The 25508-nt window shown below is 64.9% G+C and carries 30 protein-coding genes; 8 read left to right on the plus strand and 22 right to left on the minus strand.

What is annotated here, in order from left to right; genetic code table 11:
- Positions 1 to 12 precede the first annotated feature (12 nt).
- Positions 13 to 231 carry a hypothetical protein gene (locus tag LPW26_RS21085; RefSeq protein WP_319942188.1) on the plus strand — a complete coding sequence of 73 codons (219 nt, stop codon included), beginning with the start codon at positions 13 to 15 and terminating at the stop codon, positions 229 to 231.
- Positions 232 to 252: 21 nt separating this feature from the next.
- On the opposite strand, the gene parC is transcribed toward LPW26_RS21085, so the two are convergent.
- The gene (parC, locus tag LPW26_RS21090; RefSeq protein WP_238737596.1) at positions 253 to 2514 is read right to left on the minus strand and encodes a DNA topoisomerase IV subunit A; all 2262 of its coding nucleotides are present in this window, start codon (positions 2512 to 2514) and stop codon (positions 253 to 255) included.
- A gap of 9 nt (positions 2515 to 2523) precedes the next feature.
- The gene (locus tag LPW26_RS21095; protein WP_238737597.1) at positions 2524 to 3036 is read right to left on the minus strand and encodes a winged helix-turn-helix transcriptional regulator; all 513 of its coding nucleotides are present in this window, start codon (positions 3034 to 3036) and stop codon (positions 2524 to 2526) included.
- 81 nt (positions 3037 to 3117) lie between these two features.
- Between LPW26_RS21095 and LPW26_RS21100 the strand changes: the two genes are divergently transcribed.
- Entirely contained in the window at positions 3118 to 3987 is an 870-nt protein-coding gene (locus LPW26_RS21100) for an SDR family oxidoreductase (protein WP_238737598.1), read from the plus strand.
- 130 nt (positions 3988 to 4117) lie between these two features.
- On the opposite strand, the gene LPW26_RS21105 is transcribed toward LPW26_RS21100, so the two are convergent.
- The gene (locus tag LPW26_RS21105) at positions 4118 to 4666 is read right to left on the minus strand and encodes a TetR/AcrR family transcriptional regulator (protein WP_238737599.1); all 549 of its coding nucleotides are present in this window, start codon (positions 4664 to 4666) and stop codon (positions 4118 to 4120) included.
- 163 nt (positions 4667 to 4829) lie between these two features.
- Here LPW26_RS21105 and LPW26_RS21110 point away from each other — a divergent pair, with 163 nt between their 5' ends.
- Positions 4830 to 5474, plus strand: a complete 645-nt coding sequence (locus LPW26_RS21110; RefSeq protein WP_238737600.1) for a glutathione S-transferase family protein — start codon at positions 4830 to 4832, stop codon at positions 5472 to 5474.
- A gap of 14 nt (positions 5475 to 5488) precedes the next feature.
- On the opposite strand, the gene recO is transcribed toward LPW26_RS21110, so the two are convergent.
- From recO to rpoZ, 9 genes are all read right to left on the minus strand, one after another.
- Positions 5489 to 6235, minus strand: coding sequence for a DNA repair protein RecO (recO, locus tag LPW26_RS21115; RefSeq protein WP_238737601.1), 747 nt, complete (start codon positions 6233 to 6235; stop codon positions 5489 to 5491).
- Positions 6236 to 6286: 51 nt separating this feature from the next.
- The gene (locus tag LPW26_RS21120) at positions 6287 to 6682 is read right to left on the minus strand and encodes a hypothetical protein (RefSeq protein ID WP_249785303.1); all 396 of its coding nucleotides are present in this window, start codon (positions 6680 to 6682) and stop codon (positions 6287 to 6289) included.
- Positions 6679 to 7602: a GTPase Era gene (gene era / locus LPW26_RS21125; RefSeq protein WP_238737602.1), complete on the minus strand. Its 924-nt coding sequence runs from the start codon at positions 7600 to 7602 to the stop codon at positions 6679 to 6681. Before era ends, LPW26_RS21120 begins: the two co-directional genes overlap by 4 nt.
- On the minus strand, positions 7595 to 8407 hold the full coding sequence (gene rnc / locus LPW26_RS21130; protein WP_238737603.1) for a ribonuclease III: 813 nt from the start codon (positions 8405 to 8407) through the stop codon (positions 7595 to 7597). The genes era and rnc overlap by 8 nt, the downstream gene beginning before the upstream one ends.
- On the minus strand, positions 8404 to 9162 hold the full coding sequence (gene lepB, locus LPW26_RS21135; protein WP_238737604.1) for a signal peptidase I: 759 nt from the start codon (positions 9160 to 9162) through the stop codon (positions 8404 to 8406). Before lepB ends, rnc begins: the two co-directional genes overlap by 4 nt.
- A gap of 253 nt (positions 9163 to 9415) precedes the next feature.
- On the minus strand, positions 9416 to 9835 hold the full coding sequence (gene acpS, locus LPW26_RS21140) for a holo-ACP synthase (protein ID WP_238737605.1): 420 nt from the start codon (positions 9833 to 9835) through the stop codon (positions 9416 to 9418).
- Positions 9832 to 10596 carry a pyridoxine 5'-phosphate synthase gene (locus LPW26_RS21145; RefSeq protein ID WP_238737606.1) on the minus strand — a complete coding sequence of 255 codons (765 nt, stop codon included), beginning with the start codon at positions 10594 to 10596 and terminating at the stop codon, positions 9832 to 9834. Before LPW26_RS21145 ends, acpS begins: the two co-directional genes overlap by 4 nt.
- 41 nt (positions 10597 to 10637) lie before the next feature.
- Positions 10638 to 12929 (minus strand): RelA/SpoT family protein, encoded by a 2292-nt coding sequence (locus LPW26_RS21150; protein ID WP_238737607.1) that lies wholly within the window; start codon positions 12927 to 12929, stop codon positions 10638 to 10640.
- A gap of 239 nt (positions 12930 to 13168) precedes the next feature.
- On the minus strand, positions 13169 to 13561 hold the full coding sequence (gene rpoZ / locus LPW26_RS21155) for a DNA-directed RNA polymerase subunit omega (protein ID WP_238737608.1): 393 nt from the start codon (positions 13559 to 13561) through the stop codon (positions 13169 to 13171).
- Positions 13562 to 13901: 340 nt separating this feature from the next.
- Here rpoZ and LPW26_RS21160 point away from each other — a divergent pair, with 340 nt between their 5' ends.
- Positions 13902 to 14531 (plus strand): LabA-like NYN domain-containing protein, encoded by a 630-nt coding sequence (locus tag LPW26_RS21160; RefSeq protein WP_238737609.1) that lies wholly within the window; start codon positions 13902 to 13904, stop codon positions 14529 to 14531.
- Between the two features lie 4 nt (positions 14532 to 14535).
- Positions 14536 to 15210 (plus strand): uracil-DNA glycosylase, encoded by a 675-nt coding sequence (locus tag LPW26_RS21165; protein ID WP_238737610.1) that lies wholly within the window; start codon positions 14536 to 14538, stop codon positions 15208 to 15210.
- 95 nt (positions 15211 to 15305) lie between these two features.
- Here LPW26_RS21165 and LPW26_RS21170 read toward each other — a convergent pair whose 3' ends face one another.
- From LPW26_RS21170 to LPW26_RS21195, 6 genes are all read right to left on the minus strand, one after another.
- Positions 15306 to 15881 carry a peroxiredoxin gene (locus tag LPW26_RS21170; RefSeq protein WP_238737611.1) on the minus strand — a complete coding sequence of 192 codons (576 nt, stop codon included), beginning with the start codon at positions 15879 to 15881 and terminating at the stop codon, positions 15306 to 15308.
- 34 nt (positions 15882 to 15915) lie between these two features.
- Positions 15916 to 16389 (minus strand): SsrA-binding protein SmpB, encoded by a 474-nt coding sequence (smpB, locus tag LPW26_RS21175; protein WP_054162974.1) that lies wholly within the window; start codon positions 16387 to 16389, stop codon positions 15916 to 15918.
- Positions 16390 to 16425: 36 nt separating this feature from the next.
- Positions 16426 to 16857, minus strand: coding sequence for a large conductance mechanosensitive channel protein MscL (gene mscL, locus LPW26_RS21180; RefSeq protein WP_238737612.1), 432 nt, complete (start codon positions 16855 to 16857; stop codon positions 16426 to 16428).
- 56 nt (positions 16858 to 16913) lie between these two features.
- Positions 16914 to 17807, minus strand: coding sequence for a 4-hydroxy-tetrahydrodipicolinate synthase (gene dapA / locus LPW26_RS21185; RefSeq protein WP_238737613.1), 894 nt, complete (start codon positions 17805 to 17807; stop codon positions 16914 to 16916).
- 232 nt (positions 17808 to 18039) lie between these two features.
- Positions 18040 to 18447, minus strand: coding sequence for a (R)-mandelonitrile lyase (locus LPW26_RS21190; RefSeq protein ID WP_238737614.1), 408 nt, complete (start codon positions 18445 to 18447; stop codon positions 18040 to 18042).
- Positions 18448 to 18465: 18 nt separating this feature from the next.
- Entirely contained in the window at positions 18466 to 19179 is a 714-nt protein-coding gene (locus tag LPW26_RS21195; protein ID WP_238737615.1) for a ribonuclease activity regulator RraA, read from the minus strand.
- Between the two features lie 233 nt (positions 19180 to 19412).
- Here LPW26_RS21195 and pxpB point away from each other — a divergent pair, with 233 nt between their 5' ends.
- The 3 genes from pxpB to LPW26_RS21210 are packed head-to-tail and all read left to right on the plus strand — an operon-like array spanning position 19413 to position 21935.
- The gene (pxpB, locus tag LPW26_RS21200; RefSeq protein ID WP_238737616.1) at positions 19413 to 20141 is read left to right on the plus strand and encodes a 5-oxoprolinase subunit PxpB; all 729 of its coding nucleotides are present in this window, start codon (positions 19413 to 19415) and stop codon (positions 20139 to 20141) included.
- Entirely contained in the window at positions 20138 to 21145 is a 1008-nt protein-coding gene (locus LPW26_RS21205; RefSeq protein WP_238737617.1) for a 5-oxoprolinase subunit C family protein, read from the plus strand. Before pxpB ends, LPW26_RS21205 begins: the two co-directional genes overlap by 4 nt.
- 25 nt (positions 21146 to 21170) lie before the next feature.
- The gene (locus tag LPW26_RS21210) at positions 21171 to 21935 is read left to right on the plus strand and encodes a LamB/YcsF family protein (protein ID WP_238737618.1); all 765 of its coding nucleotides are present in this window, start codon (positions 21171 to 21173) and stop codon (positions 21933 to 21935) included.
- A 13-nt stretch (positions 21936 to 21948) separates the two neighbouring features.
- On the opposite strand, the gene LPW26_RS21215 is transcribed toward LPW26_RS21210, so the two are convergent.
- The 4 genes from LPW26_RS21215 to LPW26_RS21230 are packed head-to-tail and all read right to left on the minus strand — an operon-like array spanning position 21949 to position 25307.
- Entirely contained in the window at positions 21949 to 22755 is an 807-nt protein-coding gene (locus tag LPW26_RS21215; protein WP_238737625.1) for an alpha/beta hydrolase, read from the minus strand.
- Between the two features lie 45 nt (positions 22756 to 22800).
- On the minus strand, positions 22801 to 23619 hold the full coding sequence (locus LPW26_RS21220; RefSeq protein ID WP_238737619.1) for an ABC transporter ATP-binding protein: 819 nt from the start codon (positions 23617 to 23619) through the stop codon (positions 22801 to 22803).
- Entirely contained in the window at positions 23612 to 24499 is an 888-nt protein-coding gene (locus LPW26_RS21225; protein WP_238737620.1) for an ABC transporter permease, read from the minus strand. Before LPW26_RS21225 ends, LPW26_RS21220 begins: the two co-directional genes overlap by 8 nt.
- A 7-nt stretch (positions 24500 to 24506) precedes the next feature.
- On the minus strand, positions 24507 to 25307 hold the full coding sequence (locus LPW26_RS21230) for an ABC transporter substrate-binding protein (RefSeq protein ID WP_238737621.1): 801 nt from the start codon (positions 25305 to 25307) through the stop codon (positions 24507 to 24509).
- Positions 25308 to 25508 lie beyond the last annotated feature (201 nt).

Consider the following 25508-nt stretch of genomic DNA (forward strand, 5'->3'; position numbering starts at 1 on the left):
TTTTCCTCAGACATGATTTCGCGCACAACGCCGCCCATGGAGAACCAGTCCAACCAGTCCCGATCGTTCGGCAGCCTGCTGCGGTGGGCCATCACGCCCCCGCAGGCTTATGTCGTCTATCTGTTGTGCGTCGTGCTGGTGGGCGGTGCGTCGTTCTACGTCGGCACGCTCAAGCCGAACCGGCATCCCAACCTGCCGCCGGCACCGGCGAACGCCCCGATGCCCAAATAGTGGATCGCCGCGGCGCGGCGATCACTCGATGCCGCGGCCGAACTTGTTCGACTTCGGGAAGCCCTTCGGCGGCAGCCGGCCGGCATCGGCGCGGTTGCCGCGCCATTCCGCCAGCTCCTTGAGCGTGGCGCTGAACTCGCGACCGGCGGAGTCCCGCCAGCCCAGACCCGCCTTGGCCGAGAAGGTGACGATGTCGGACAGGCCGCCGTCCTTGTACTTCTGCAGCCGCACGCCGCGACCGCGCGCCATTTCCGGCACCTGGTCGAGCGGGAAGATCAGCAGCTTGCGATTGTCGCCGATCACCGCGACCTGATCGGCGCCCTCGCCCACCACGGTCAGCGATCGCGCCTCGTTCGGCATATCGACGTTGAGGACCTGCTTGCCCTTGCGGGTCGAGCCGACGCACTCGTCCTCGTTCACCACGAAGCCCTGGCCGTCATGGCTGGCGATCAGGAATTTGCGGCCGCCCTTGTGGACGAATACGGTGACGATCGCCGCGTCCTGCTCCATGTCGATGAACATGCGGATCGGCTCGCCATGGCCGCGCCCGCCGGGCAGCTTGGCGACATCGAGCGCGTAGAACCGCCCGTTCGTGGCCAGCAGCAGCAGCTTCGAGGTGGTCTCGGCGAAGAACGATTGCCCGAGCTTGTCGTCCTGCTTGAAGTTCAGCCCGGACAGATCCTCGACATGGCCCTTCAGCGTCCGCACCCAGCCCTTGTCGGAGATCACCACGGTGACCGGCTCGCGCTCGACGAAGGCTTCTTCGATCGCCGCGAGATCGTGCTCCGGCGCGTCCGCGAACATCGTGCGGCGCTTGCCGAGCGGCGTCTTCGGCCCGAACATCTCGCGCACCTTGCGCACCTGTTCGCCGACCTTGGCCCACTGCTCGCTCTCTGATTTCAGGACCGCGTTGATGCCCTTAAGCTCCGCGCGAAGATTCTTGTCCTCGGTGCGGATCTCGAATTCCTCGAGCTTGCGCAAGCTGCGCAGTCGCATGTTGAGGATGGCTTCGGCCTGGATCTCGGTGAGATTGAAGGCCTTCATCAGCACCGGCTTGGGCTCGTCCTCGGTGCGAATGATCCTGATCACCTCATCGATGTTCAGATAGGCGATCAGATAGCCGCCGAGCACCTCGAGCCGATGCTCGATCTGCGTCTTGCGATAGTTCGAACGGCGCAGCAGCACGTCGCGCAAATGGTCGAGCCATTCGCGCAGGCATTCAGCGAGGCCGAGCACCTTCGGAATCCGGCCGCCGACCAGCACGTTGAGGTTGAGCGGAATCCTGCTCTCCAGCTCGGTCAGCCGGAACAGCGATTCCATCATCAGCGCCGGATCGACCGCGCGCGACTTCGGCTCGATCACGACACGCACGTCCTCGGCCGACTCGTCGCGGATGTCGCCGACCAGCGGCAGCTTCTTCTCGTTCAGCAGCTCGGCGATCTTCTCGATCAGCCGCGACTTCTGCACCAGCCACGGGATCTGCGTGACCACCACGACCCAGGTGCCGCGCGCGCCCTCTTCCTGCTCCCATTTGGCACGGGTGCGGAACGCGCCGCGGCCGGTGGTGTAGGCCTCGGCGATGCTCTCTTTGGAGTCGATGATGATGCCGCCGGTCGGGAAATCCGGGCCCTTGACGAAGCGCAGCAGCGCTTTCGACTTGGCATCCGGCTTCTCGATCAGATGCAGCGCGGCGTCGCAGAGCTCGGCGGCGTTGTGCGGCGGGATCGCCGTCGCCATGCCGACCGCGATGCCCTGCGCGCCGTTGGCGAGCAGGTTCGGGAAGCCGCCGGGCAGCACGACCGGCTCTTTCGACTGGCCGTCGTAGTTCGGCCGAAACGCGACGCCGTCTTCGTCGATGCCGTCGAGCAGCAGCCGCGCGACGTCGGTCATGCGGGCTTCGGTGTAACGATAGGCGGCCGGATTATCGCCGTCGATATTGCCGAAATTGCCTTGGCCGTCGACCAGCGGGTAGCGCGAGGAGAAGTCCTGCGCGAGGCGCACCAGCGCGTCGTAGATCGACTGGTCGCCGTGCGGATGGAACGAACCCATCACGTCGCCGACGATCTTGGCGGACTTCTTGAACGGCGTGCCGGGGTCGAGCCGCAACAGCCGCATGCCGTAAAGGATGCGCCGATGCACCGGCTTCAGCCCGTCGCGGGCATCAGGCAGGGCGCGATGCATGATGGTCGAGAGCGCGTAAGCGAGGTAACGCTCTTCCAGCGCCTCGCGAAGCTGCACCTCGTGAATCTCTGCCGGCTCTGGCGGAATCAGTCTTTTTCCCATGGCGAGGGGTTATCCCCTGACCGGCACAGGAGCAAGCGCAACCGGGGTTTCACGTGCGGCCGCCCCGTCGGGAACAGCCGCGGCACCGGCGTCGAACCGGGCCCTCGCCCGCTCGATGTCCGGGAAATGCTGCTCGGCCCAGCCGACCAGCGCGGTGAGCGGCCCGAGCACGGACTCGCCGGACGGCGACAGACGATACTCCACGCTCGGCGGCTTGGTCGGAAACACCTGCCGGGTGATCAGGCCGTCACGCTCGAGGTCGCGCAGCGTCTGGGTCAGCATCCGCCTCGAAATGTCTGGAACATCCCGCAGCAGAGCATTGAAGCGCATCGGCTTTTCGGCGAGCGCGATCAGCAGGAGCGTGCTCCATTTGCTACCTAAATGATCGAGCACGTTGCGGACTGGACAGCGGGCGGCATCGAACCCTTGCGCCCGCCACGCGGCGTAGCGGTCCTTGAGCGTCGCGCGATGCGCCGCCGCCTCGAGGTTCGCTCCCAGGTTCTCTCCAGGTGACCTTGTCACGAAAAACTGCCTCCTTACGGCGCGGGCGAAAGGTCTCTATTATAGACCTGCACTCAAATCAAAACCACTCAGGAGTTTTCGATGTCTGACTCCCGTTTTCTCGTCACCGGCGCCAGCGGCCAGCTCGGCCGCCTTGTCCTCGACGGCCTGCTGAAGAACGTACCCGCCGCCCAGATCGGGGTGCTGGTCCGCAATGATCAGGCTGCGGCCGAGCTCGCCGGCCGCGGGCTGCACGTCCATAAGGGCGACTACAGCCGCCCAGAGACACTCAGCGCCGCTTTTGCCGGCGTCGACCGCGCGCTGTTGATCTCGTCCAGCGAAGTCGGTCAGCGCACCGCCCAGCACCGCAACGTGATCGAAGCTGCGCGGCAGGCGGGTGTGTCGCTGCTCGCCTACACCAGCCTGCTGCATGCCGACAGCTCGCCGCTGGGATTGGCCGAGGAGCATCGGCAGACCGAAGCGGCCCTCGATGCTTCCGGCGTGCCGCATGTCCTGCTGCGCAACGGCTGGTACAACGAGAACTACACGGCCTCGATTCCGACGGCGCTGGCGCACGGCGCGCTGCTCGGCAGTGCCGGCGATGGCCGGATCGCCTCCGCGGCCCGCGCCGACTACGCCGAGGCTTCCGTCAAGGTCCTGACCTCGGACGCCCCGCAGGCCGGCCGCGTCTACGAGCTGGCCGGCGACGCCGCCTACACGCTGGCGGAGTTTGCCGCCGAACTGAGCCTGCAGAGCGGCAAGACCGTCGTCTATCGGAACTTGCCGGAAGCGGACTACAAGGCGGCGCTGATCGGCGCCGGCCTGCCCGAGCCATTTGCCGCGTTGCTGGCGGACTCCGATGCGGGCGCCGCCAAAGGGGCGCTGTTCAACGCCGGTGGCGATCTCGGCCGCCTGATCGGCCGTCCGACAACCCCAGTCGCAGCCAGCATCGCAGCGTCGCTGGCGGCTTAAGAGACGGCACCCCGTCATTGCGAGGAGCACCCGGATCGGCGCTTCGCGCCGTCCGAGCACAGGCTCCGCGACGAAGCAATCCAGCTCCGATTGCGTGGCCATCGATTGCTTCGCTTCGCTCGCATTGACGTCAGCGCTTCGCGGTCAGCCCTCCAACCAGTTCGGACAAGGCGGCGCGCGCTTCCGTCTTGAACTTCCGGCGCGGGGTCGCGAGCTGCTCCAGCACCATGCCGACCACCGCCGAGACGAAGATCTCGGCATGCAGCCGAGGCGAGCGTGAGCCCGCCGCGGTCAGGGCCAGCTCGGCGCTGCGTCGCCAGGTCTGCTGCCATTCGGCGACGATCGAACGGTAGCGGTCATCGCGCGCCGCGGCGAGGAAGGCTTCGTAACAGGCGACGTGGATCTCCGCCTCGGCGTCGAGTTCTTTCGCGTACCACCCGACCAGTGCGTCGATCCATGCCTCGAAATCGAGCGCATCGATCTGTAGCCGGAGCGCCAGGGCTTGCAGTCGCTTGACCTCTCGGACCAACGCGAAATTCAGCGCGGCCTCGACCAGCAGGTCGCGGGTGCCGAAACGGTGCGTGACGGCACCCAGCGACATTCCGATTTCGGCCGCAACCGCGCGATGGGTGACGGCTTTGAGTCCGCCGCGTCCGATCAGCCGCAGCGTCGCCTCCATCACCTCGCGATCGCGCTCGTTGGCTTCCAGCTCACTCATATCCATCGGTTGACAGCCGCCTCATTCTCACCAATCATTTCACAGAACATCTGTTCTGTGAAATAGAACCTATGTTCTATATTTTGGACTAAGGGCCCATCCATAATCGCGACGGGGAGGATGAATGCCGACCTACCGCCTGCACTACTTTCCCGAATCCGGAAACAGCTACAAGCTGGCGCTGATGCTGACGCTGTGCGGGCAGAGCTTCGAGCCGGTGTGGACTGACTTCGGCGGCGGCATCACCAGAACGCCCGAATGGCGCGAGAGCGTCAATGCCATGGGCGAAATTCCGGTGCTCGAGCAGGATGGCGCACGGCTGACGCAGACCGCCCCGATCCTGCTGCAGCTCGCCGAGCGTTACGGCCGGTTCGGCGGCGTCACCGCGGACGACAAGTTCGAGGTCCTGCGTTGGCTGTTCTGGGACAATCACAAGCTCAGCAGCTATTGCGCGACCTACCGTTTCGCGCGCACCTTCATGCCCTCGGCGAACAAAGACGTGCAGGTCTATTTCCGCCGGCGGATCGACGACGCGCTGACCATCCTCGGCAAGCATCTACGCGACCGCGCGTTCGCCATCGGCGACGCTCCGACGATCGCGGACTTTTCGATGATGGCGTATCTGTCGTTTCCCGACGACGAGACCGGGTTCGACCTCCCTGTCCGCCACCCGGCGGTGCATGCCTGGCTGGGCCGGATCGCGGCGCTGCCGGGCTGGCGCTCGCCCTACGACCTGCTGCCGGGGCAGCGGCTGCCGCGTTACGCCTGAGCGGCACGGCGCGGTCAAGGGATGGCGATCCGCGCCATCGTCCTCGCCACCGCGTTGATAAACCCGTCGCGCGCGTCCGAATGCCCCTGCCCGCGCGGCTCCAGCACGTTGCGCAGCAGGAAGCGTCCGGTCAGATCGAAGCCGTCGCGCAGATCCTGATACGACCAGCCGGTCGGGCTGTCCTCTTCGCGCAGAAAGGCGGGCAGCCGCAGCAGCTTGTCGCGCCATGGCTCACCCGCTGTGCGTGACACGGCGCTGCCGGACTTCGGCGACACGTAGATCAGCTCGTTCGTTGCCCCCGTCGCCGCGCAACTCGACAGATCGAGACCGAAGCCAAGTTCGGCCAGCATCGCCAGTTCGAACCGGATCAGATAGGCAGCAGCGCCTCCGACATCGTCGAAATCGTCCAGCGTGTGCTCCAGCATCTCGTAGATGTCTTCATGCGGGTCGCGCTCCGGCAGCAGCCGCGCAAGCGAGGCCAGATGGGTGACGCCATAAACCGCGTGCGACGACGCCAGCATCGTTGCGGCGCGCAGCCGGGTGCCTTCGAGCTGGTAGTAGCCGAGATGCTCGTCGAGACGCGCCCGCCAAACTGCCAGCACGCTGTTGCCCGGCTGCAGCAGCGGCCGCATCCGCGATGACGCACCGCCGCGCACCATGCCGAGATGCCGGCCGTGTTCGCGCGTCAGAAGCTCGACGATCGCGGCGGACTCGCCGTGCCGCCGAACCCCGAGAATAATGCCCTCGTCGCTCCATTCCATGAGCGGATCGTACAGGATTTGGCAGCGCCGCGCAGCAGCGGCAGCGGGCGATCAGGCCGTGAACCAACCGCGGGCGTCGCCCGTGTAGGACAGATAGATGCCCGCGCCGGTCAGGCCACAGGATACGATATCGATCCAGCTGCCGGGCTCGATGCCGTTGACGCCGATGATCTGCATCAGGGACACGATCGAGAACGCCAGCGAGGCGGTCAGCACCGCACGCGCCCATTTCTTGCGGCCGTGAGCCGCCAGCCAAACCAGATAGGTCAGCAGGATGATCAGGCTGGCCGCTATGGTGTTGGCGGCGGCGATCACGCCGGCCGACATCTCGGAGTCCATGGTGCGGTCCTGGAACGCAACGGAAATGCAGTCGAGCGTCAGCGACGCCAGCAGCAGCACTTCGAACCAATAGACGTTGCGCGGGACGCTGATCGTGGCGTCGGTCATTCCTTGGGAAACTCCAGGCCCATTTCGCGGTAGCGGTCCGGGTCGTTCTCCCAGTTCTCCCGCACCTTCACGAACAGGAACAAGTGCACCTTCTGCTCGACGATGTCGCTGATCTCGCGGCGGGCGTCGGCGCCGATCGCCTTGATGGTCGCGCCGCCCTTGCCGAGCACGATCTTACGCTGGCTCTCGCGCTCGACGAAGATCGTCTGCTCGATCCGCACCGAGCCGTCCTTGCGATCGGTCCAGCTGTCGGTCTCGACCGTCGACTGATACGGCAGTTCCTGATGCAGCTTGCGGAAGATCTTTTCGCGGGTGATCTCGGCCGCGAGGTGCCGCAGCGGCGCATCCGACATCTGGTCTTCGGGGTAATGGAACGGTCCCGGCGGCACCTTGTCGGCGAGCACGCGACGCAAATCGTCGACGCCGTCGCCGGACAGCGCCGCGATCATGAAGGTGCGCTCGAACGCCAGCTTCTCATTCACCCGCTGCGCCAACCCGAGCAACTTCTCGCGCGGCACCAGGTCGATCTTGTTCAGCACCAGCAGCTTGGGGCGCGCGAAGTTCTGCAGATTGTCGAAGATCGCCTCGGCTTGCTCGTCCATCCCGGCACGGGCGTCGAGCAGCACACAGACGAGATCCGCATCGTGCGCGCCGCTCCAAGCGGTCCTGACCATGGCGCGGTCGAGCCGGCGCTTCGGCGCGAAGATGCCGGGGGTGTCGACCAGGATGATCTGCGAGGCGCCTTCGACCACGATGCCGCGGATCAGCGCGCGGGTGGTCTGCACCTTGCGCGACACGATGGTGACCTTGGAGCCGACCAGCGCATTCACCAGCGTCGACTTGCCGACGTTCGGCGCGCCGATCAGTGCGACGAAGCCGCAGCGCCTGTTCGTGTCGAGCGTCTCGATCGGGTCAGACATCGTTGTTGCCGCCGCTGACGCCTTCACGGGCGAGCATCACTGACGCCGCCACCTTTTCGGCCGCACGCTTGCTGCCTCCGACGCCCTCGGCATCCGCGAGACCCGGCAAGCTGACGGCGACGCGGAACTGCGGATCGTGATGGGGACCCGTGCGTTCGACTTCGCGATACACCGGTGTCGGCAAGCCTTTGCCCTGCGCCCATTCCTGCAGCACAGTCTTCGGATCGCGCAGCGAGCGCGCCGGTTTGCGCATCCGTTCGGTCCAGTTGCGCTGCACGAAGTCGGAAGCCGCGGGATAGCCGCCGTCGAGATAGACCGCGCCGATCACCGCTTCGCAGATGTCGCCCAGCACGGATTTTCGCAGTCGTGCGCCAGCACCGGCGCCGACCGTGCCGAGCTTGATGCCTTCGTCGAGATCGAGACTGCGTGCGACGTCCGCGCAGGTTTCCTTCCGCACCAGATCGGCGAGCCGCTTCGACAACTCGCCCTCGTCGGCGTTTGGAAAGGCGCGGTACAGCATATCGGACACCACGAGACCCAGCACATGATCGCCCAGAAATTCGAGCCGCTGATAGCTGTCGGCGCGGTTACGTGCCGATTTCAGCGCAGAGACGTGCGTGAGCGCGGTGTTGAGCAGCGACGGATCGGCAAAGCTGTGACCGATCCGCTGCTCGATCGCGACCGCCGTCGCCTTCGACTTGCTGCGGCGCTTGCGGCCAGCCGGCTGCTCGCCCGTCGGCGTCGTCGGCGCAGTCGGTTCGGTCGCGGTCTGCGAGTTGTCGATACTGGTCACGTGCTGTGTCATCGCACGATCGAAAAAATGCGGCTCCAACGCACCGCGGTCGGCCAGCGCCAGATCTGCCAGGCATGTTCGCCTTCGGCGATCGAGAAGAAGATCATCTGAGCGCGGCCGATGATGTTCTCGAACGGCACGTAGCCGACTGCCGACAGCACCCGGCTGTCGGTCGAATTGTCGCGATTGTCGCCCATCATGAAGAAGTTGCCAGGAGGCACGGTGTAGACGTTGGTGTTGTCGTAGAAGCCGTTGTCGACGCAGTCGAGCGTGTCGTAGCTGACGCCGTTCGGCAGAGTCTCCTTCCAGCGCTTGACGCGCGCGGTGGCTTCCGACCCGCACGGATCCTCACCGACAAAGTCGGCCAGGCGTTCGCGCTGCACGGGCTTGTCGTTGATGTAGAGCAGTCCCTCGCGCATCTGGATGCGGTCGCCGGGCAGACCGATCACGCGCTTGATGTAGTCGGTGGAGTCGTCCTTCGGCAGCCGGAACACCACCACGTCGCCGCGGTTCGGCTCCGAGCCGAAGATCCGGCCGGAGAAGATCGGCGGCGACAGCGGGATCGAGTAGTGGCTGTAGCCGTAAGAGTACTTCGACACGAACAGATAGTCGCCGACCAGCAGCGTCGCCTTCATCGAGCCGGATGGAATGTTGAACGGCTGAAACAGGAAGGTCCGGATGACCAGGGCGATGATGAGCGCATGAATGACGACGCGGATCGTTTCGCCAATGCCGCTCTCAGATTTCGTACCGGATGTCACGCTCATCGCTTTCCCGATTTTCCGTCGCGGTCGCCGCACGGTGGACGATTATTCTCAGGTGAAGCGGGCCGCTCCGCGATGAGAAACTGGCTGGCGGCGACGGCCGGAATCCGGGCGTAGTGACCGGAGACTCGACCCGCCGGGGGTTCCGCGCGGTTGTAGACCGTTGTCGCCGGGCGTGCAATCAACAGTCCGGTCAAAACTCGCTAATCCTATGACGCATCAGTGGCTTTTGGCTTGGTGCCAGCCCGTGGAAGGATCAGCGAGGCGGCGCCGGAACGGCGGAGATCACCACGAATGCCTGCGCCAGCGGCCATTCATCGGTAATCGACAGGTCGATCTGGGCAATCATGCCGGGCGGCGTCAGCGCGTCGAGCCGGGCCTTGGCGCCGCCTGTCAGCTGCATCGTCGGCCGCCCCCCACGCTGGTTGACCACGCCCATGTCGCGCCACCACACGCCGAGGCGGATGCCGGTGCCGAGCGCCTTGGAACAGGCCTCCTTGGCGGCAAACCGTTTGGCATAGGTCGCGGCGACCAGCTTCGGCTGCTGGTCGCGCCGGCCCGCTTTCGCCTGCTCGACGTCAGTGAAGATGCGGTTGATGAAGCGCTCGCCGTGGCGATCGAGCACCTTGGCGATCCGGGTGATGTCGATCAGGTCGGAACCGATGCCGATGATCATGCGGCGGCGACCTTGGCGCGGCCGCGATCCATCGCCGCCCGCATCGCCCTCACCGTTTCGCCGAGCCCGACGAACAGCGCCTCGCCGATCATGTAAAAACCGATGTTGAGCTCGACGATCTGCGGCAGCGCCGCGATGGTTTCGGCGGTCGCGTAATCGAGACCGTGGCCGGCGTGAACTTCCAGTCCGGCCGAGCGCGCGAGCGCCGCGCCCGAGACGATCCGGCGCCATTCCTCGGCCGCCTTGGCGGGCTCATCGTCGGTGATGGCATCGCACCACGCGCCGGTGTGCAGCTCGATGGCCGGTGCCTTCAGCTGGGCAGCCATCTCGATCTGCGCCGGGTCCGCGGCGATGAACAGCGACACACGAATGCCGGCATCGTTGAAACGCGCGATCGACGGTGCCAGCGACTCTCTTTGGCCGACCACGTCGAGGCCACCTTCTGTGGTGAGCTCTTCGCGCCGTTCAGGAACCAGACAAACAGCATTCGGCTTCACGCCGAGCGCGATCCGCACCATGTCGGGCGTCGCCGCCATCTCGAAATTCAGCGGCTTGGAGATTTCCGCCTTGAGCCGCTCCATGTCGTTATCGCGGATGTGGCGACGATCCTCGCGCAGATGCGCGGTGATGCCGTCAGCGCCGGCCTCGATCGCGGTCAACGCCGCGCGTAGCGGATCTGGATGACGGCCGCCGCGGGCGTTTCGCACCGTGGCGACGTGATCGATATTGACTCCGAGACGCAGCGGAGAAGCATTCGGCATATTGGACCTGCGGGACTAACAACGACAAAGATGGCCGCGCGTCATCCGTTGACGCGCTCGACATGGGCCACCACCGCCTTGGCGCGAAGCTGGGCAATGATGGCGCTGAGATGTTTGAGGTCGTAGACCTCGAGATCGATGGTGAGTTCGGTGAAGTCCGGCGAGCGCCGGCTCATGTTGATGTTGTCGATATTGCCGTCGTGCTCGGCGATCACACTGGCGATCTGCGCGAGACTGCCGGGCTCGTTGACGTTCTGCACGAACAGCCGCGCCGGGAAGCGCTGAGGCGTCGACTCGTCGATGTCCCATTTGACGTCGAGCCAGCGCTCGGGCTCTTCCTCGAAATCCTTCAAGGCCGGCGAATGGATCGGGTAGATCGTAATCCCCTCGCCCGGCGTGACGATGCCGACGATGCGATCTCCCGGCACTGCGCCGCCGTTCGGCGCGAATTTCACCGGCAGACCCGAATGAATGCCGCCGATCGGCACGGCCGGTCCGACCTTGCCGGCTTCCGGCGGAGACTTGGCGCCGGGCTTCTCAGGTTTCTTGCCGCCGAACCGTGCGATCCGCTCTTCCTTGTAGTCCGGATACATCGCACGGGCGACGTCCGACGCTTTCATCTCGCCGCGCCCGACCGACGCCATCACGTCTTCGATCGAGGCGCGCGCCAGCCGCGGCAGCGCGCCCTTCAGCTTGTCGTCGGCGTATTCGATCTTGGCGCGCGCGAACAGGCGCTCGACGATGCGCCGGCCAAGCCCGGCATATTGATCGCGCATCGCCGTGCGCGTCGCGCGGCGGATCGCCGCCCGCGCCTTGCCGGTGCGCGCCAGCGACTCCCACGCCGCCGGCGGCGCCGACTGCACGCTCGAGGTCAGCACCTCGACTTCGTCGCCATTCTGCAATTCGGACGACAGCGGCGCGAACTTGCCGTTGATCTTGCAGCCGACCGCGCTGTTGCCGACGTCGGTATGCACCGCATATGCGAAATCGATGACGTTGGCGGCACGTGGCAGAGCGATCAGCTTGCCCTTCGGCGTGAAGCAGAACACCTGGTCGTGGAATAGTTCGAGCTTGGTGTGCTCGAGAAATTCCTCAGGGTTCTGACTCTCCGACAGCATCTCGATGGTGTGACGCAGCCACGCGAAGGCATTTGACTCGCGGTTGAGCAGTTCGGTCGGCGAGCCCGCGCCGTCCTTGTAAAACGCGTGCGCCGCGATGCCGTACTCGGCGATCCGGTTCATGTCGTGGGTGCGGAATTGCAGCTCGACGCGTTGCTGACCCGGACCGATCACCGTGGTGTGCAGCGAACGATAGTCGTTTTGTTTCGGAGTCGAGATGTAGTCCTTGAACCGCCCCGGCACCATCGGCCAGGTGGTGTGCACCACGCCGAGCGCCCGGTAGCAGGATGGAACGTCGTCGAGCACGACGCGGAAACCGTAGATATCCGACAATTGCTCGAAGCCGACCGACTTGCGCTCCATCTTGGTCCAGATCGAAAATGGCCGCTTGCGCCGCCCGGTCACTTCGGCGGCCAGGCCGTTCTTGGCGAGGTTGGCGGAGAGCTGCGTTTCGATCTCGCCGATCAGATTGCGGTTACGTTCGGCAAGCGCGTCGAGCCGCTGCATCACCACGGCGAAGGCTTCGGGGTCGAGCGTCCGGAACGACAGATCCTCGAGCTCCTCGCGCATCTCCTGCATGCCCATACGGCCTGCGAGCGGCGCGTAGATGTCGAGCGTTTCCTCCGCGATGCGCTGGCGCGACGCCGGGGGCACGAAATCCAGCGTGCGCATGTTGTGCAGCCGGTCGGCCAGCTTGATCAGCAGCACGCGGACGTCGTCGGCGATCGCCAACAAGAGCTTGCGGAGATTCTCCGCCTGCTTGGCCTCGCGCGACACCAGCTCGAGCCGCTTCAGCTTGGTCAGACCTTCGACCAGCGCGCCGATCTCGTGACCGAACAGCTTGTCGATCTCGGTGCGGGTCGCCTCGGTGTCCTCGATCGTGTCGTGCAGCAGCGCCGCCACGATGGTGGCATCGTCGAGCTTGAGGTTGGTGAGGATCGCCGCAACTTCGAGCGGATGGGAAAAATACGGATCGCCGGACGCCCGGGTCTGCTCGCCATGCGCCTTCATGGCGTAGACGTAGGCCCGGTTGAGCATGTCCTCGTCAGTATCCGGGTTGTACGAGCGCACCCGTTCGACCAGGTCGTACTGCCGCATCATCCGCGCCCGCGGCGCGCGCGGCTTAGCGGGTGCCGGCGGCGGATCTTTCACAACCGGCGGCGCCGAGTCGGCCATCGCTTCCATCTGCCTCGAAATGCGGCGTCCTGACGCCATAGCTACAACCTCAACAGCGGCGGCGCGCGCCGCATGCCACCTGCTGGTGTCAGATCTTAAGGAAATCCGATGGATCAACAGTAAAGCGTTTTGACCTCATGGGAAGATAGACGATCCGAAAACCTGCCATTCTGCCAGAGGTTTGATCTACGACATGGTTGATGCACGCAGAAACGCGAACGGCCCGGAGCGATCCGGGCCGTGTGCAAAATGAGACGTTCGAGCAGCGGCGTTGTGCCCTACTCGTCTTCCTCCGGCTGCTCTTCCGGCGGAGCCAGCCCTTCGAGGCCCTTCAGCAGCTCTTCCTCGGTCATACGCTCCAGCGCGACCTCGGTATCGTCGGCATCGACGCTTGCGCCCGCCGAACCGATCAGAGGAACGGTGTCCTGCTCCGGCTCGTCGACCTCGACGAACTTCTGCAGCGAGTGCACCAGTTCCTCTTTGAGGTCTTCCGGAGAGATCGTCTCCTCGGCGATTTCTCGAAGCGAAACAACGGGATTCTTGTCGTTGTCACGGTCGATTGTGAGCTGCGAGCCGGACGAGATCATCCGCGCGCGGTGAGCCGCCAGCAGCACCAGGTCGAACCGGTTGTCGACCTTATCAATACAATCTTCCACGGTGACGCGCGCCATCGCCAGTCGCTCCGTTCAAATGGACCAAAATGCGGGTTATTGCGCGTAGGTATAGGTCAGTGAAGGGATGCGCAAGAACCAATTTGTCATTTGGCCGTGAGCCACCTGTCTGATAATGCAATTTTTGTCCGGCGATGGGCGCACCTTCACTGGGACGAACACGGGTCCGACAAGAAAAGGCTTCTTTTCAGAAAGAAAAGTATAGAATACCGGCTGATGCTTCGTGCGGTTGAAGATTGTGCCGGCACTCGATGCCAACGGTTATTCGTGAAAATTTGCCTTTAACGCGCAGTTTTTAGCTGCGCCACCAAGCCCTAACGACAGAACACGAGAGATCTGGATGTCTACTTCTGCGAGCAATAGAATCGCGCTGTTTATCGATGGCGCCAACCTTTATGCGACGGCAAAGACGCTTGGCTTTGATATCGATTACAAACGCTTGCTCAAGGAATTTCAGGGCCGCGGCACGCTGATCCGTGCATTCTACTATACGGCGATCATCGAAGATCAGGAATACTCGTCGATTCGTCCGCTGATCGATTGGCTGGACTACAACGGCTACACCGTCGTCACCAAGGCGACCAAGGAGTTCATCGACGCCAGCGGCCGGCGAAAGGTCAAGGGCAACATGGACATCGAGCTCGCGGTCGATGCCATGGAGCTGGCCGAGCACATCGACCAGATGGTGCTGTTCTCGGGCGACGGTGACTTCCGCTCGTTGGTCGAGGCGGTGCAGCGCCGCGGCGTTCGCGTCACGGTGATCTCGACGATCTCCAGCCAGCCGCCGATGATCGCCGACGAGCTGCGTCGCCAGGCCGACATCTTCACGGATCTGGTCGAGCTGCAGTCGAAGATCGGCCGCGACCCGGCCGACCGCCCGCCTCCGCGCGAGCCGCGCCACACGCCGCAGTTCCTGCAGCGTTCGGCGACGATGGCTCCCCGCGGCGGAGACGACGACTTCGAAGACTGACGCCATGCCGACGCACGGCCCCGAGGCCGGCGTTATTCGTCCGATCACCGAACCCGATCGCGACTGCCCGATGTGCCCGAGGCTTGTGGAGTTCCGCCACGAGCATCGGGCGCGCGAACCCGGCTGGCACAACGCGCCGGTCCCCACTTTTGGGGCGGCCAACGCCCGCCTGCTGATCGTCGGCCTCGCGCCCGGCCTGCAGGGCGCCAACCGCACTGGCCGCCCGTTCACCGGCGATTATGCCGGCGACCTGCTTTACGCCACGTTGATCGAATACGGCTTCGCCAAGGGGCACTACCAGGCTCGCCCCGATGACGGCCTGCGGCTGGTCGGCAGCCGGATCGTCAACGCAGTGCGCTGCGTGCCGCCGCAGAACAAACCGCTGCCGATCGAGATCAACACCTGCCGGCGCTTTCTCTCGGGCACGATCGACACAATGCCGAAGCTGGGCGCGGTGGTGCTGCTCGGGCGGATTGCGCACGATTCGACGCTGAAGGCGCTCGGCCTGCGCGCCTCCCAGGCGCCGTTCCGCCACGGCGCGGTGCACGAAGCCGGCCGCTTCCGGCTCTACGACAGCTATCATTGCTCGCGCTACAACACGAACACCGGCGTCCTGACGCCAAAGATGTTCCGCGACGTGTTCGCGCGGGTGCGGTTGGATTTGGACGCTGGCAACTAACTCTTCATTGCGAGCGAAGCGAAGCAATCCAGCATAGTGCACGAGACTGGATTGCTTCCGTCGCGGCGCTCAACGCAATGACAAAAAACACCCGACTAGCGCGGATTGGCCTTCAGCCAATCCAGAACATCCCCCGCATTCCGGTCCGGCGGGAACACCGGATAGAATACGTGGGTGATGCGGCCGTCGTCGATGATCAGCGCCAACCGCTTCAGCAGCGTCATGTCGGCCACCTGCATCGTCGGAAGCTTCAATGCGGTGGTGAGCGCGAGCTTGTCGTCCGACAGCACCGGAAACGGCAGATGCAGCCGCACCGCCATCTCGGACTGATAGTCGTTGCCCTGCGTCGACAGCCCGAACACCTGCGCGGCGCCGGCGGCCTTCAGCTCGGCGAACAGGTCCCGAAACGAGCAGGTCTGCGGCGTGCAGCCCCGCGCGCCTGGGATCATGTCCCAATCAGCGACCGGCGCGATCTTGCCGGGCTCGCCGGTGCGCGGATAGCCAAACACCACGGTGCGCCCGGTAAGCACCGATAGATCAATCTGTTTGCCATCCGTCGCCGGCAGCGAGACCGACGGCAGACTCTTGCCGAGGAGATGCGCAGCGGCGCCGTCGTCCTCGGGCGCCGGGATCGAGGACCAGTCGACATCGTTGAGATTGGGCTGATTCATCCTGCCTTCTCCAGATCCCTGCCGCGGTCGGCGTTCAGCCGCGAGCTCGGAGCAGCCGACCCTTTTCGCGGCTCCAGTCGCGCTTCTTCTCGGTCTCGCGCTTGTCGTGCAACTGCTTGCCCTTGGCCAATGCCAGCAGCAGCTTGGCGCGGCCCTTCTCGTTGAAATACAGCTTCAGGGGGATCAGCGTCATGCCCTGCCGCTCGACAGCGCCCATCAGCTTGTTGATCTGCTTGCGATGCAGCAACAGTTTGCGCGGCCGCTTCGGCTCGTGGTTGAAGCGGTTGGCCTGCAGATATTCGGGGATGGTGGCATTGATCAACCAGATCTCGCCGCCGCGGGAATCGGCGTAGGATTCGGCGATCGTCGACTTGCCGCTGCGCACCGACTTCACCTCGGTCCCGGTCAGCGAGATGCCGGCCTCGATGGTGTCTTCGATCGCATAGTTGAACCGCGCCTTGCGGTTCTCGGCCACGACCTTGATCGGGCGTTCGTTCTTGTCGGCCATTGCGGCTGAACCTCGTATTCGCCGCCCCGCCGCAGGTCAGACCTGCGGGCGGTTGCCGCTTTTCAGGATATCGCGAATTTCGGTGAGCAGTTCCTGCTCCCGGGTCGGCTTCGGCGGCGCAGCGGGCGCCGCTTCGTCCTTGCGCTTCAGCCGGTTCATCGCCCGCACCACCATGAACAGCACGAAGGCGACGATCAGAAAGTTCAGCGACAGCGTGAGGAAGCTGCCCCAGGCCAGCACCGCGCCCTGCTTCTTGGCTTCGACAAGCGTGTTGGCCGTCACCGCCTTCGACAGCGGCGTGAAGTAGTTTGAAAAATCTAGGCCACCAGTGACGGCTCCAATGATCGGCATGATCACGTCGCCGACCAACGAACTGACAATGGCGCCGAACGCCGCGCCGATAATGACACCGACAGCGAGGTCGACGACATTGCCTTTCATTGCAAATTCACGAAATTCTTTGAGCATCTCGCTTCCCTTGGGGCTTCTTGCCGGTACGGCCTGCTCGATCCAGGCCGTTCAGATCAGTTCAGCAGGCCGGCGTGCATCATCGCCGAGCGGATCACCTTGCCGGTCGGTTCGGTCACCGGCAAAAGCGGCAGCCGCACCTCTTCCTGGATGCGGCCGAGCAGCGCCAGGCCGTGCTTGGCACCGGCGACGCCCGGCTCCTTGAACACCGCGTCATGCAGCGGCACCAGCCGGTCCTGGATCTTGAGTGCGCCCGCATAATCGCCGGCGATCACCGCGCTCATCAGATCCGAGCACAGCTTCGGGGCCACGTTCGACACCACCGAAATGCAGCCATGGCCGCCGGCGGCCATATAGGCGAGCGCCGTCATGTCCTCGCCGGAGAGCTGCAGGAAGTCGGCGCCCATCGCATGGCGCTGCTGCGACACACGGCCGAGATTGGCGGTGGCGTCCTTGACCCCGGCGATGTTCTTCAGCTCGTACAGCCGGGTCATGGTCTCTACCGACATGTCGACCACCGACCGCGGCGGGATGTTGTAGATGATGATCGGGATGCCGATCGCGTCATTCACCGCCTTGAAGTGGTGATACATGCCCTCCTGGGTAGGCTTGTTATAATACGGCGTCACCACCAGCACGGCGTCAGCGCCGGCCTTCTCGGCGTGCTTGGCGAGTTCGACCGCTTCACGCGTCGAGTTCGAGCCCGCCCCGGCGATCACCGGCACCCGGCCCTTGGCCTCCTCGACGCACCATTCCACGACCTTATTGTGCTCTTCGTGGCTCAGCGTCGGGCTCTCGCCGGTGGTGCCGACCGGCACCAGGCCATGGCTGCCCTCGTCGATCTGCCAGTTCACCAAGCTGCGAAAGGCCTGCTCGTCAAGCGAGCCGTCTTTCTTGAACGGCGTGACCATGGCGGTGAACGACCCTCGAAAATTCGCCTTGGCTGCCATTATATTCTCCTGAGGCCCCTCGCCCACAAAACGGACTGTCTTCATAACGAGTTCACGACGGGCGCGAAAGCCCTGAGATCGCGACAGAAACTCCAGACAACAGCCGCCCGGAGAGCGACCGCACGCGCCCAGTCCCTTGCGTCAGAACGCGTTATCTAGCGATATTCAAGTTCCATGGGAACTCTGCGACCCTCGCACCTCGCTTGTTGATCTTGAATTCCAAGATCGATCGTCAAGCCGATGGAGCGACAGCATAATCCGCGTCGCTCACCTGTTCCATCCAGGTCGCAAAGCTACCGTCGAGCGCTTCCTGCATGGCGATGTGGGTCATGCCATTGTTCGGCGACGCGCCATGCCAATGCTTCTCACCCGGCGGAATCCACACCACGTCTCCGGCGCGAATCTCACGGACCGGGCCGCCGAGCGTCTGGACCCGGCCGACGCCGGCGACGACGTACAGCGTCTGCCCGAGCGGATGAGTGTGCCACGCCGTCCGGGCTCCGGGTTCGAACGACACCCGGGTCGCAGCCAGCCGCGCCGGCGCCGGCGCGGAAACGATCGGGTCCTGCCACACCGTTCCGGTAAAGTAGTCTTTGGAGGCGCGTTGGGTCGGACGCGAGCCGACTGCGAAAATATCCATGTCTCGTCTCCCCGGCGCTTACGCCTTGCCTGCCTTCTCCTTGAATGCCGCGTAGCGTGCCTTTGTTTCGGCGTTCATCGGATAGAGGCCGGGCAGCACCGCGCCGTTGTTGACCTCTTCGACGATCCAGCCCTCCATCCGCTCCTGCTCCGGGCCCTCGGTCAGCACATGGCCGAGCAGCGCCTGCGGGATCAGCACTGCGCCGTCCTGATCGGCGACGATGATGTCGTTCGGGAATACCGCGACGCCGCCGCAGCCGATCGGTTCGCCCCAGCCGACAAAGGTGAGCCCTGCCACCGAGGGGGGCGCCGACGCGCCGTTGCACCACACCGGCAGTCCCGTGCCGAGCACGCCCTCGAGGTCGCGGACCACGCCGTCGGTGATCAGGGCGGTAATGCCGCGTTTCACCATGCGGGCGCACAAAATATCGCCGAACACACCGGCGTCGCTGACACCCATCGCGTCGATCACCGCGATGCAGCCTTCCGGCATCGCCTCGATCGCGGCGCGGGTCGAGATCGGCGAGGCCCACGACTCCGGCGTGGCCAGGTCCTCACGCGCCGGAACGAAGCGCAGCGTGAACGCCTCGCCCACCAGCCGCGGCTGCCCCGGGCGCAGCGGCCGAGCGCCGCGCAGCCAGACATTGCGCAGTCCCTTCTTCAGCAACACCGTGGTGATGGTCGCGGTCGAGACGCGCGCAAGTGTGGCGATGGCTTCCGGGGGCAGTGACATGTGCACGCAGGCTCCTCAAGGGTTTGGTGGCGCATCTTGCGGGCGCGCCACTCGCCGTCAAGCCGCAAGTCACGCTCGTCTGATCTTCGGCAAACGCCTGATCATCAGAGCTTATCGCTCGTGCCATCAACGAGTTATCGCCATAGACTGTCTCACGAAGTGATTTTCACGCGTACCAAAAACACGCTATGGCTGGTGCGCTGCTGATGAGATCAGAGGGACACAGCGCTCACATGGCGCTCACGACTCCACGCATGTTGCCGAGCGGCGATGCCGCCATCACGGTCGATTTCGGTCGCGAGATCAGCGACGAGTCCAACCGCCGCGTACTGGCTCTCGATCGACTGTTGAGGAGTGGTTCGATCACCGGCTTGCGCGAGACGGTGCCGACTTATCGGTCCCTGCTGGTGCACTACGATCCGGAGCAGATCGGCTTCGACGCGCTCGCCGAACAGCTGACGCGACTGGCGCAGACGCCGATCGAGACCGCAGCGACGGTGGAGCGCCACTGGCGAATTCCCGTATGTTACGGCGGCGAGCACGGCATCGATCTGGAAGACGCGGCCGCCGCGCTGAGCACCACTGCCGACGATCTGATCGCCCGTCACGCCGGCGGTGATTACCGGGTCGCGATGATCGGCTTTACGCCCGGCTGGTCGTATCTGTCTGGGCTCGATCCATCGCTGGCAATGCCGCGGCGTCAGGCGCCGCGGCTGTTGACGCCAGCCGGGACGATCTCGATCGGTGGCGTGCAGACCGGCATTCAATGCCTTCCGGGCCCGAGCGGCTGGCATCTCCTTGGCCGTACCCCGGTGCGAACCTATCAGTTGCATCGCGATCCGATCTTCCTGCTCGAGCCCGGCGACGCGATCAGCTTCACCCCGATCGACGCCAAGCAGTTCGCAGAGCAAGATCGTGCCGCGGAGGCTGGTGAGTTCGTTGCCGAGCTGGTGAGCGCATGAGCAGTCTGATCGTTGGTAGCGTGGGCCCGGCAAGCTCGGTGCAAGACGGCGGCCGCCACGGCGCGCAGCGCTACGGCCTGACGCCGAGCGGCGCGATGGATCGGCTGTCGCTGGCGGCGGCCAACGTGCTGGTCGGCAACGCGCCGTTCGCCGCCGCGATTGAGCTCGGCCCGCTGGGAGCAAGCCTCACCGCCCGCGACGGTGCCCTGCGCCTTGCACTCAGTGGCGCGGAGCGGCCCGCTGCGATCGAAGGCACAGCTGTCGCGCTGAACCATTCCTTTCTGCTGGATGCAGGCCGGACGCTGACGCTCGGCGTCGCGCGGAGTCAGGTGTTCAGCTACTTGGCGATCGCCGGCGGTGTCACTGGCGAGCCGATGTTCGGCAGCCTGGCGGTGAACGCCCGCGCCGGCCTTGGCAGTCCCTATCCGCGGCCGCTGCAACCCGGCGACGTGATCCCGGCCCAAACCGCGGTCGCCGGCGATGAACGTCGCCTCGATCTGCCGAAGCGCGCCGACGATCCGATCCGCGTCGTGCTCGGCCCGCAGGACGACGAATTCGGCGACGCCGTCGCCACCTTTCTCGGCAGCGAATGGAAGGTCTCCGCGATCAGCGACCGGATGGGCTACCGGCTCGAAGGCCCACCGGTGCGGCATCTGCACGGCCACAACATCGTCTCGGACGGCACCGTCGACGGCAGCATCCAGGTGCCCGGCAACGGCCAGCCGATCGTGCTGATGTCCGATCGCGGCACCAGCGGCGGCTATCCGAAGATCGCCACGGTGATCACCGCGGATCTCGGCCGCATGGCGCAACGCCAGCCCGGCCAGCTGTTCCGCTTCGCTGCGGTGAGCATGGACGAAGCGCAGTCCGCGTATCGGGCGATGGCGCAACAGATCCGCGCCCTGCCCGACCGCCTGCAGGACGCCCGATACGCGACACTTGATCTCGACGCGCTGGCGACAGCGAATGTCGCCGGCGCCGCCGTCGACGCGCTCGATGGCTGAATGAAGACCGGAAGGACAATCTGAGATGAAGATCGACCTGAACTGCGACCTCGGTGAAGGGTTTGGCGCCTGGAGCATGGGCGACGACGCAGCGATGATGAGCATCGCAACCAGCGTCAACGTTGCCTGCGGCTTTCATGCCGGTGATCCAGATATCATGCACAAGACCGTCGCGATGGCCAAACAGCATGGCGTCTCGATCGGCGCGCATCCCGGCTTCCGCGACCTGCACGGCTTCGGTCGTCGCCCGGTGCCAGGCATCACGGCCGCCGAAATTGAGAACCTCGTCGCCTACCAGATCGGCGCGCTGCAGGCGGTCGCATCGCTGGCCGGCCACAAGGTGACGCACGTCAAGGCCCACGGTGCGTTGTCAAACGTCGCCTGTGAGGACGACATGACCGCGCGCGCGATCGCCGCGGCGATCAAGGCGGTCGATCCATCGCTGATCTTCGTGGTGCTCGCCAACTCGAAGCTGGTCGACGCCGGCGAGGCTGCGGGCTTGCCGCTGGTCCATGAGGTGTTCGCGGATCGCGCCTATGAGGACGACGGCAATCTCGTCTCTCGCCGCAAGCCCGGCGCTGTCCTGCACAACCCTGAGGAGATTGCCCAGCGCGTGCTACGAATGGCTCAGGACGGCGCGGTTGTGTCGGTCACGGGCAAAGTCATCAAGATGCGCACCGACACGGTCTGCATCCACGGCGATACCCGCGGTGCGGTCGAGATCGCCCGCGGGGTGCGCAGCCTGCTCGAGTCGAGCGGCATCACCGTCGCGCCGTTTACCTGCGGGTAGCATCAGCGCGCGTTCAACGCTCGATCAACGCTAGCAATTCGGCCGTGAGCGCGCCCTCTGCGCTCAGTTCGTCCAAAATCGAAAAATGATGGTGGCCCTGCAGCGTGAGTTGCCGGATCCGCAGGCCCGCGCGGCGCGACACGTCCGCGTACAGCGCTGATTGCCGTCGCAGTTCTGGCAGCTCACCACCGCCGACGACCAACGACTGGGGCGCTGCAGCGAGATGCGTGCGACGGATCGGGCTGAGCAGTTCGATCTCTCTCTCGTCGAGCCGCAGCGCCTCGTCGAGATAAGACAGCGCGATCGGCTCCAGATCGAAGATGCCGCTGATGCACAGCGCACCGCTCACCGGCGATCGCGTGGCCGCCATCGCCGCCAGGTGTCCGCCGGCGGACCAGCCGCCGACCACCAAGCGGGTCGGATCGAAACCGAACTGAACCGCGTTGACGGCCAAAAATTCGATCGCCTTATCGACCTCGTCGACGATCTCGAACAGCCGCGCCGCCGGCGCAAGTGTGTAGCCGACGACCGCGACGTCGATGCCGCGCGCGTTCGGGCCCTGCGCGACGAAGGAGAACATCTCCTTGGCGTTGCGCTGCCAGTAACCGCCGTGCAGAAACACGAACAGCGGTGCTCCCGGCACGCCCGCGGAGAAATAGTCCAGCGACGTCCGCTCGCGAAGCCCATAGGCGACGTCGAGGCAGGCGCCGGCACCGCCGCGGCGGGCCGCGCTGCGTTCCCGCCAGCATTCGAGCCATTGAGGGCTGTCTACGACCGCGGCACTGTTGTTGTAGGCCTCATCGAGTGCGACGCGATCCATCCCGCGATAGATCGCATCGGCTCTGCTTTGCGCTGGAACGTTCAATTAAGCATCCGCCGTTGCAGCAACCGGTCGACCGCCGCCGACATGGCTGGTGAGCTGCCGCGTGATACTGCGGCGAAGCGCGTTGAATTCCGCCGATGCCACGTCGCGAGGACGCTGCAGATCGATCTCGGCCTGACAATCGATCCGCCCGGGCGACGAACTCATCACCACGACGCGGTCTGCGAGAAGGACCGCCTCCTCGACCGAATGAGTCACGAAGATCACGGTCAACTTTGTGGTCCGCCAGATCTCGATCAACTCCTCCTGCAGCGCGCTCCGAGTGAGTGCGTCGAGGGCTCCGAACGGCTCGTCCATCAACAGGATGTCCGCGTCGTTGGCGAGCACGCGCGCGATCGCGACGCGCTGCTTCATGCCGCCGGAGAGCTGATGCGGATAGCGATCGGCGAAGGCCGTCAGCCCCACCATCGCCATGAACTTGTCTGTCAGCTTGGTCACTTCGCTCGGCGCGACGCGGCGGTGGCTCGGGCCGAAGCCGATGTTGTCGCGCACCGTCAGCCATGGAAACAGCGCGTAGTCCTGAAAGACCATGCCGCGATCGGGGCCCGGGCCTTTCACCTCGCAGCCATAGACTGCAACGTCTCCCTGCGTCGCCTCTTCGAAGCCGGCGACGATGCGCAGCAAGGTCGACTTGCCGCAGCCGGAGGCTCCGAGCAGACAGATGAACTCGCCCTTCCGTACGGTGAGGTCGACGCTGCGCAAGGCTTCGACCGGACCGTTCGAGGCCTCGTAGATCTTATTGAGACCGGCAACTTCGAGGATCACCGGAGCCGGGTCGCGACGAATAGTGGCGTCAAGCATGATGCTGTGGACTCCAGCGCAAGAAATGGTTGCTGAGCATCACCAGAAGTCGATCCGAAACGAATCCGGTGATCCCGATGATTATCATCCCGGTGATGACCAAATCGGTGCGCGACAGCGTGCGACCGTCCATGATGACCGCGCCAAGACCTTCCGGAACGCCGGTCATCTCGCCGACGACGATCAGGATCCAGGCGAACGACGCGCCGAGCCGCAGGCCGTTGAAGATGCTGGGCAGCGCTGCCGGCAGCACCACGGCACGAAACAATTGCGGACCACTGCAGCCGAGCATGCCGGCGGCCTCGAAAAGCCGAGCGTCGACCGACTTCACCCCGAACACGGTGTTCAGCAGGATCGGATAGAACGCGCCCAGAAATACGAGGAACACCGCCGATTTCGGGCCCAGGCCGAAGAAGATCATCGACAGCGGCAGCCAAGCCGTCACCGGGATCGGCCGCAGCAGCGACAGCGTCGGATCCATCATCGCCCGCAGCACGGGAATCCGCCCGAGCATCAGGCCGAGCGGGATGCCGGCGAGCGCGGCCAGGAAAAACCCGCCATAGACGCGCTGCACCGACTTCCAGAAGTGAATGGGTAGGCTGCCGCTATAGGCGTCATCGTAAATCCCGCCGAAGGCGAAGTCCCACATCATCACGGCGACGCCCGAGGGCGGCGGGATTAGCCGCGTTCCGGTCCAACGCACCATCACGTCCCACAGCAGCAGGAGGCCGACCGGCACGATAGCGGCGAGCGCGATCGTGCGAAGTCGCGTCGTCAGTTTTCGCGCGCGATTGCGCTTGCCGGCGCGCCCCACAGCTGTCGCAAGCTTGACCGCGGGGCTGCTGATAGTCGGACTGGACACTGTGCTTTCCAGGCTCATCGCCGGCTCACGACGCCGAAATCGCTCGGACGAAGCTCGGATCGATGAAGGTCTTGTAGTCGGGCAATTGCCGGATCTGCTTCTTGTCGAGCATCTGCGCGCCATAATACTGCGCCTGCTTCATGAACTGATCGTCGATATTCCAGGTGAGCTCGACATTCGGCGCCGCCGCCTCGATCGACGGCTTCTGCTGACCGAGTTTCTGCATCGCCATCTCGACGAAGGCGTCGCGATTGGCCATGGCGAACTCGCTGGCCTTGCGATGAACCTTGAGCAGCGTCCGGACCCTTTCCGGATCCTTCTCGATCAGTTCGCGACGTGTGGTGAGCACCATGTTGAGCGAGCCCGTCGGCGTCGAATACGGATACTCGACGATCTTGCCGACCCCGCTGGCGAGGCTGATGCCTGCCGCGGGCTCTGCGCCGACATAGGCGTCGATGTCGCCGCGCGCGAGCGCCGGCGCCATGTCGCTGAACGAGACGCGGACCGCCTGAACGTCCTTGACCGTCATCCCCTCGGCTGCGAGGCGGTCGAGGATGACCACTTCCTGGGTCGAGCCGGGCCAGATCGCGACCCGCTTGCCCCTGAGATCCTTGATGCTGGAAATGCCGGAGTCCTTGCCGGCAACCACCGCCATGCCGCGATTGCAGGCTGCAGCAACCACGACCACCGGTTCGCCATTGGCGCCACCGAGGGTCGCCGCAGCCAGGCCGAAAATGCCGAAATCGATCGACCCTGTGGCCACGGCATTCTTGCCATCGGTCGGACTTTCGAACGGGATCACCACCACTTTCGTGCCGGCCGGCATGAACTTCTCGTAGAAATAAGGCGTGATGCCGTGGATCAGTTTTAACGTTCCAACCTTGACGACGCGCTCTTCCGCGAGGGCTGGGAGGTGCGTGGCGGGGCCCCCCGGGGGGGGGGGGGGGGGGGGGGGGGGGGATGGGGGGGTGGGGGGGGGGGGGGGGCCCCCCCCCCCCCCACCCCCCCCCCCCCCCCCCCCCCCAAC

Source organism: Rhodopseudomonas infernalis (assembly GCF_022271405.1).
Classification (GTDB): Bacteria; Pseudomonadota; Alphaproteobacteria; order Rhizobiales; family Xanthobacteraceae; genus Rhodopseudomonas; species Rhodopseudomonas infernalis.

Bases quoted from the DNA above. Each gene is read 5' to 3' on its own strand.
- LPW26_RS21215 (WP_238737625.1), bottom strand. From the start codon at position 22,755: ATGGATCGCGTCGCACTCGATGAGGCCTACAACAACAGTGCCGCGGTC.
- recO (WP_238737601.1), bottom strand. From the start codon at position 6,235: ATGGAATGGAGCGACGAGGGCATTATTCTCGGGGTTCGGCGGCACGGC.
- LPW26_RS21160 (WP_238737609.1), top strand. From the start codon at position 13,902: ATGTCTACTTCTGCGAGCAATAGAATCGCGCTGTTTATCGATGGCGCC.
- rnc (WP_238737603.1), bottom strand. From the start codon at position 8,407: ATGACACAGCACGTGACCAGTATCGACAACTCGCAGACCGCGACCGAA.
- pxpB (WP_238737616.1), top strand. From the start codon at position 19,413: ATGGCGCTCACGACTCCACGCATGTTGCCGAGCGGCGATGCCGCCATC.
- LPW26_RS21085 (WP_319942188.1), top strand. From the start codon at position 13: ATGATTTCGCGCACAACGCCGCCCATGGAGAACCAGTCCAACCAGTCC.
- LPW26_RS21205 (WP_238737617.1), top strand. From the start codon at position 20,138: ATGAGCAGTCTGATCGTTGGTAGCGTGGGCCCGGCAAGCTCGGTGCAA.
- smpB (WP_054162974.1), bottom strand. From the start codon at position 16,389: ATGGCCGACAAGAACGAACGCCCGATCAAGGTCGTGGCCGAGAACCGC.
- LPW26_RS21150 (WP_238737607.1), bottom strand. From the start codon at position 12,929: ATGGCGTCAGGACGCCGCATTTCGAGGCAGATGGAAGCGATGGCCGAC.
- LPW26_RS21170 (WP_238737611.1), bottom strand. From the start codon at position 15,881: ATGAATCAGCCCAATCTCAACGATGTCGACTGGTCCTCGATCCCGGCG.
- dapA (WP_238737613.1), bottom strand. From the start codon at position 17,807: ATGGCAGCCAAGGCGAATTTTCGAGGGTCGTTCACCGCCATGGTCACG.
- parC (WP_238737596.1), bottom strand. From the start codon at position 2,514: ATGGGAAAAAGACTGATTCCGCCAGAGCCGGCAGAGATTCACGAGGTG.
- acpS (WP_238737605.1), bottom strand. From the start codon at position 9,835: ATGATCATCGGCATCGGTTCCGACCTGATCGACATCACCCGGATCGCC.
- LPW26_RS21120 (WP_249785303.1), bottom strand. From the start codon at position 6,682: ATGACCGACGCCACGATCAGCGTCCCGCGCAACGTCTATTGGTTCGAA.
- era (WP_238737602.1), bottom strand. From the start codon at position 7,602: ATGTCTGACCCGATCGAGACGCTCGACACGAACAGGCGCTGCGGCTTC.
- lepB (WP_238737604.1), bottom strand. From the start codon at position 9,162: ATGAGCGTGACATCCGGTACGAAATCTGAGAGCGGCATTGGCGAAACG.
- LPW26_RS21165 (WP_238737610.1), top strand. From the start codon at position 14,536: ATGCCGACGCACGGCCCCGAGGCCGGCGTTATTCGTCCGATCACCGAA.
- LPW26_RS21230 (WP_238737621.1), bottom strand. From the start codon at position 25,307: ATGCCGGCCGGCACGAAAGTGGTGGTGATCCCGTTCGAAAGTCCGACC.
- LPW26_RS21195 (WP_238737615.1), bottom strand. From the start codon at position 19,179: ATGTCACTGCCCCCGGAAGCCATCGCCACACTTGCGCGCGTCTCGACC.
- LPW26_RS21210 (WP_238737618.1), top strand. From the start codon at position 21,171: ATGAAGATCGACCTGAACTGCGACCTCGGTGAAGGGTTTGGCGCCTGG.
- LPW26_RS21100 (WP_238737598.1), top strand. From the start codon at position 3,118: ATGTCTGACTCCCGTTTTCTCGTCACCGGCGCCAGCGGCCAGCTCGGC.
- LPW26_RS21220 (WP_238737619.1), bottom strand. From the start codon at position 23,619: ATGCTTGACGCCACTATTCGTCGCGACCCGGCTCCGGTGATCCTCGAA.
- rpoZ (WP_238737608.1), bottom strand. From the start codon at position 13,561: ATGGCGCGCGTCACCGTGGAAGATTGTATTGATAAGGTCGACAACCGG.
- LPW26_RS21225 (WP_238737620.1), bottom strand. From the start codon at position 24,499: ATGAGCCTGGAAAGCACAGTGTCCAGTCCGACTATCAGCAGCCCCGCG.
- LPW26_RS21190 (WP_238737614.1), bottom strand. From the start codon at position 18,447: ATGGATATTTTCGCAGTCGGCTCGCGTCCGACCCAACGCGCCTCCAAA.
- mscL (WP_238737612.1), bottom strand. From the start codon at position 16,857: ATGCTCAAAGAATTTCGTGAATTTGCAATGAAAGGCAATGTCGTCGAC.
- LPW26_RS21145 (WP_238737606.1), bottom strand. From the start codon at position 10,596: ATGCCGAATGCTTCTCCGCTGCGTCTCGGAGTCAATATCGATCACGTC.
- LPW26_RS21110 (WP_238737600.1), top strand. From the start codon at position 4,830: ATGCCGACCTACCGCCTGCACTACTTTCCCGAATCCGGAAACAGCTAC.
- LPW26_RS21105 (WP_238737599.1), bottom strand. From the start codon at position 4,666: ATGGAGGCGACGCTGCGGCTGATCGGACGCGGCGGACTCAAAGCCGTC.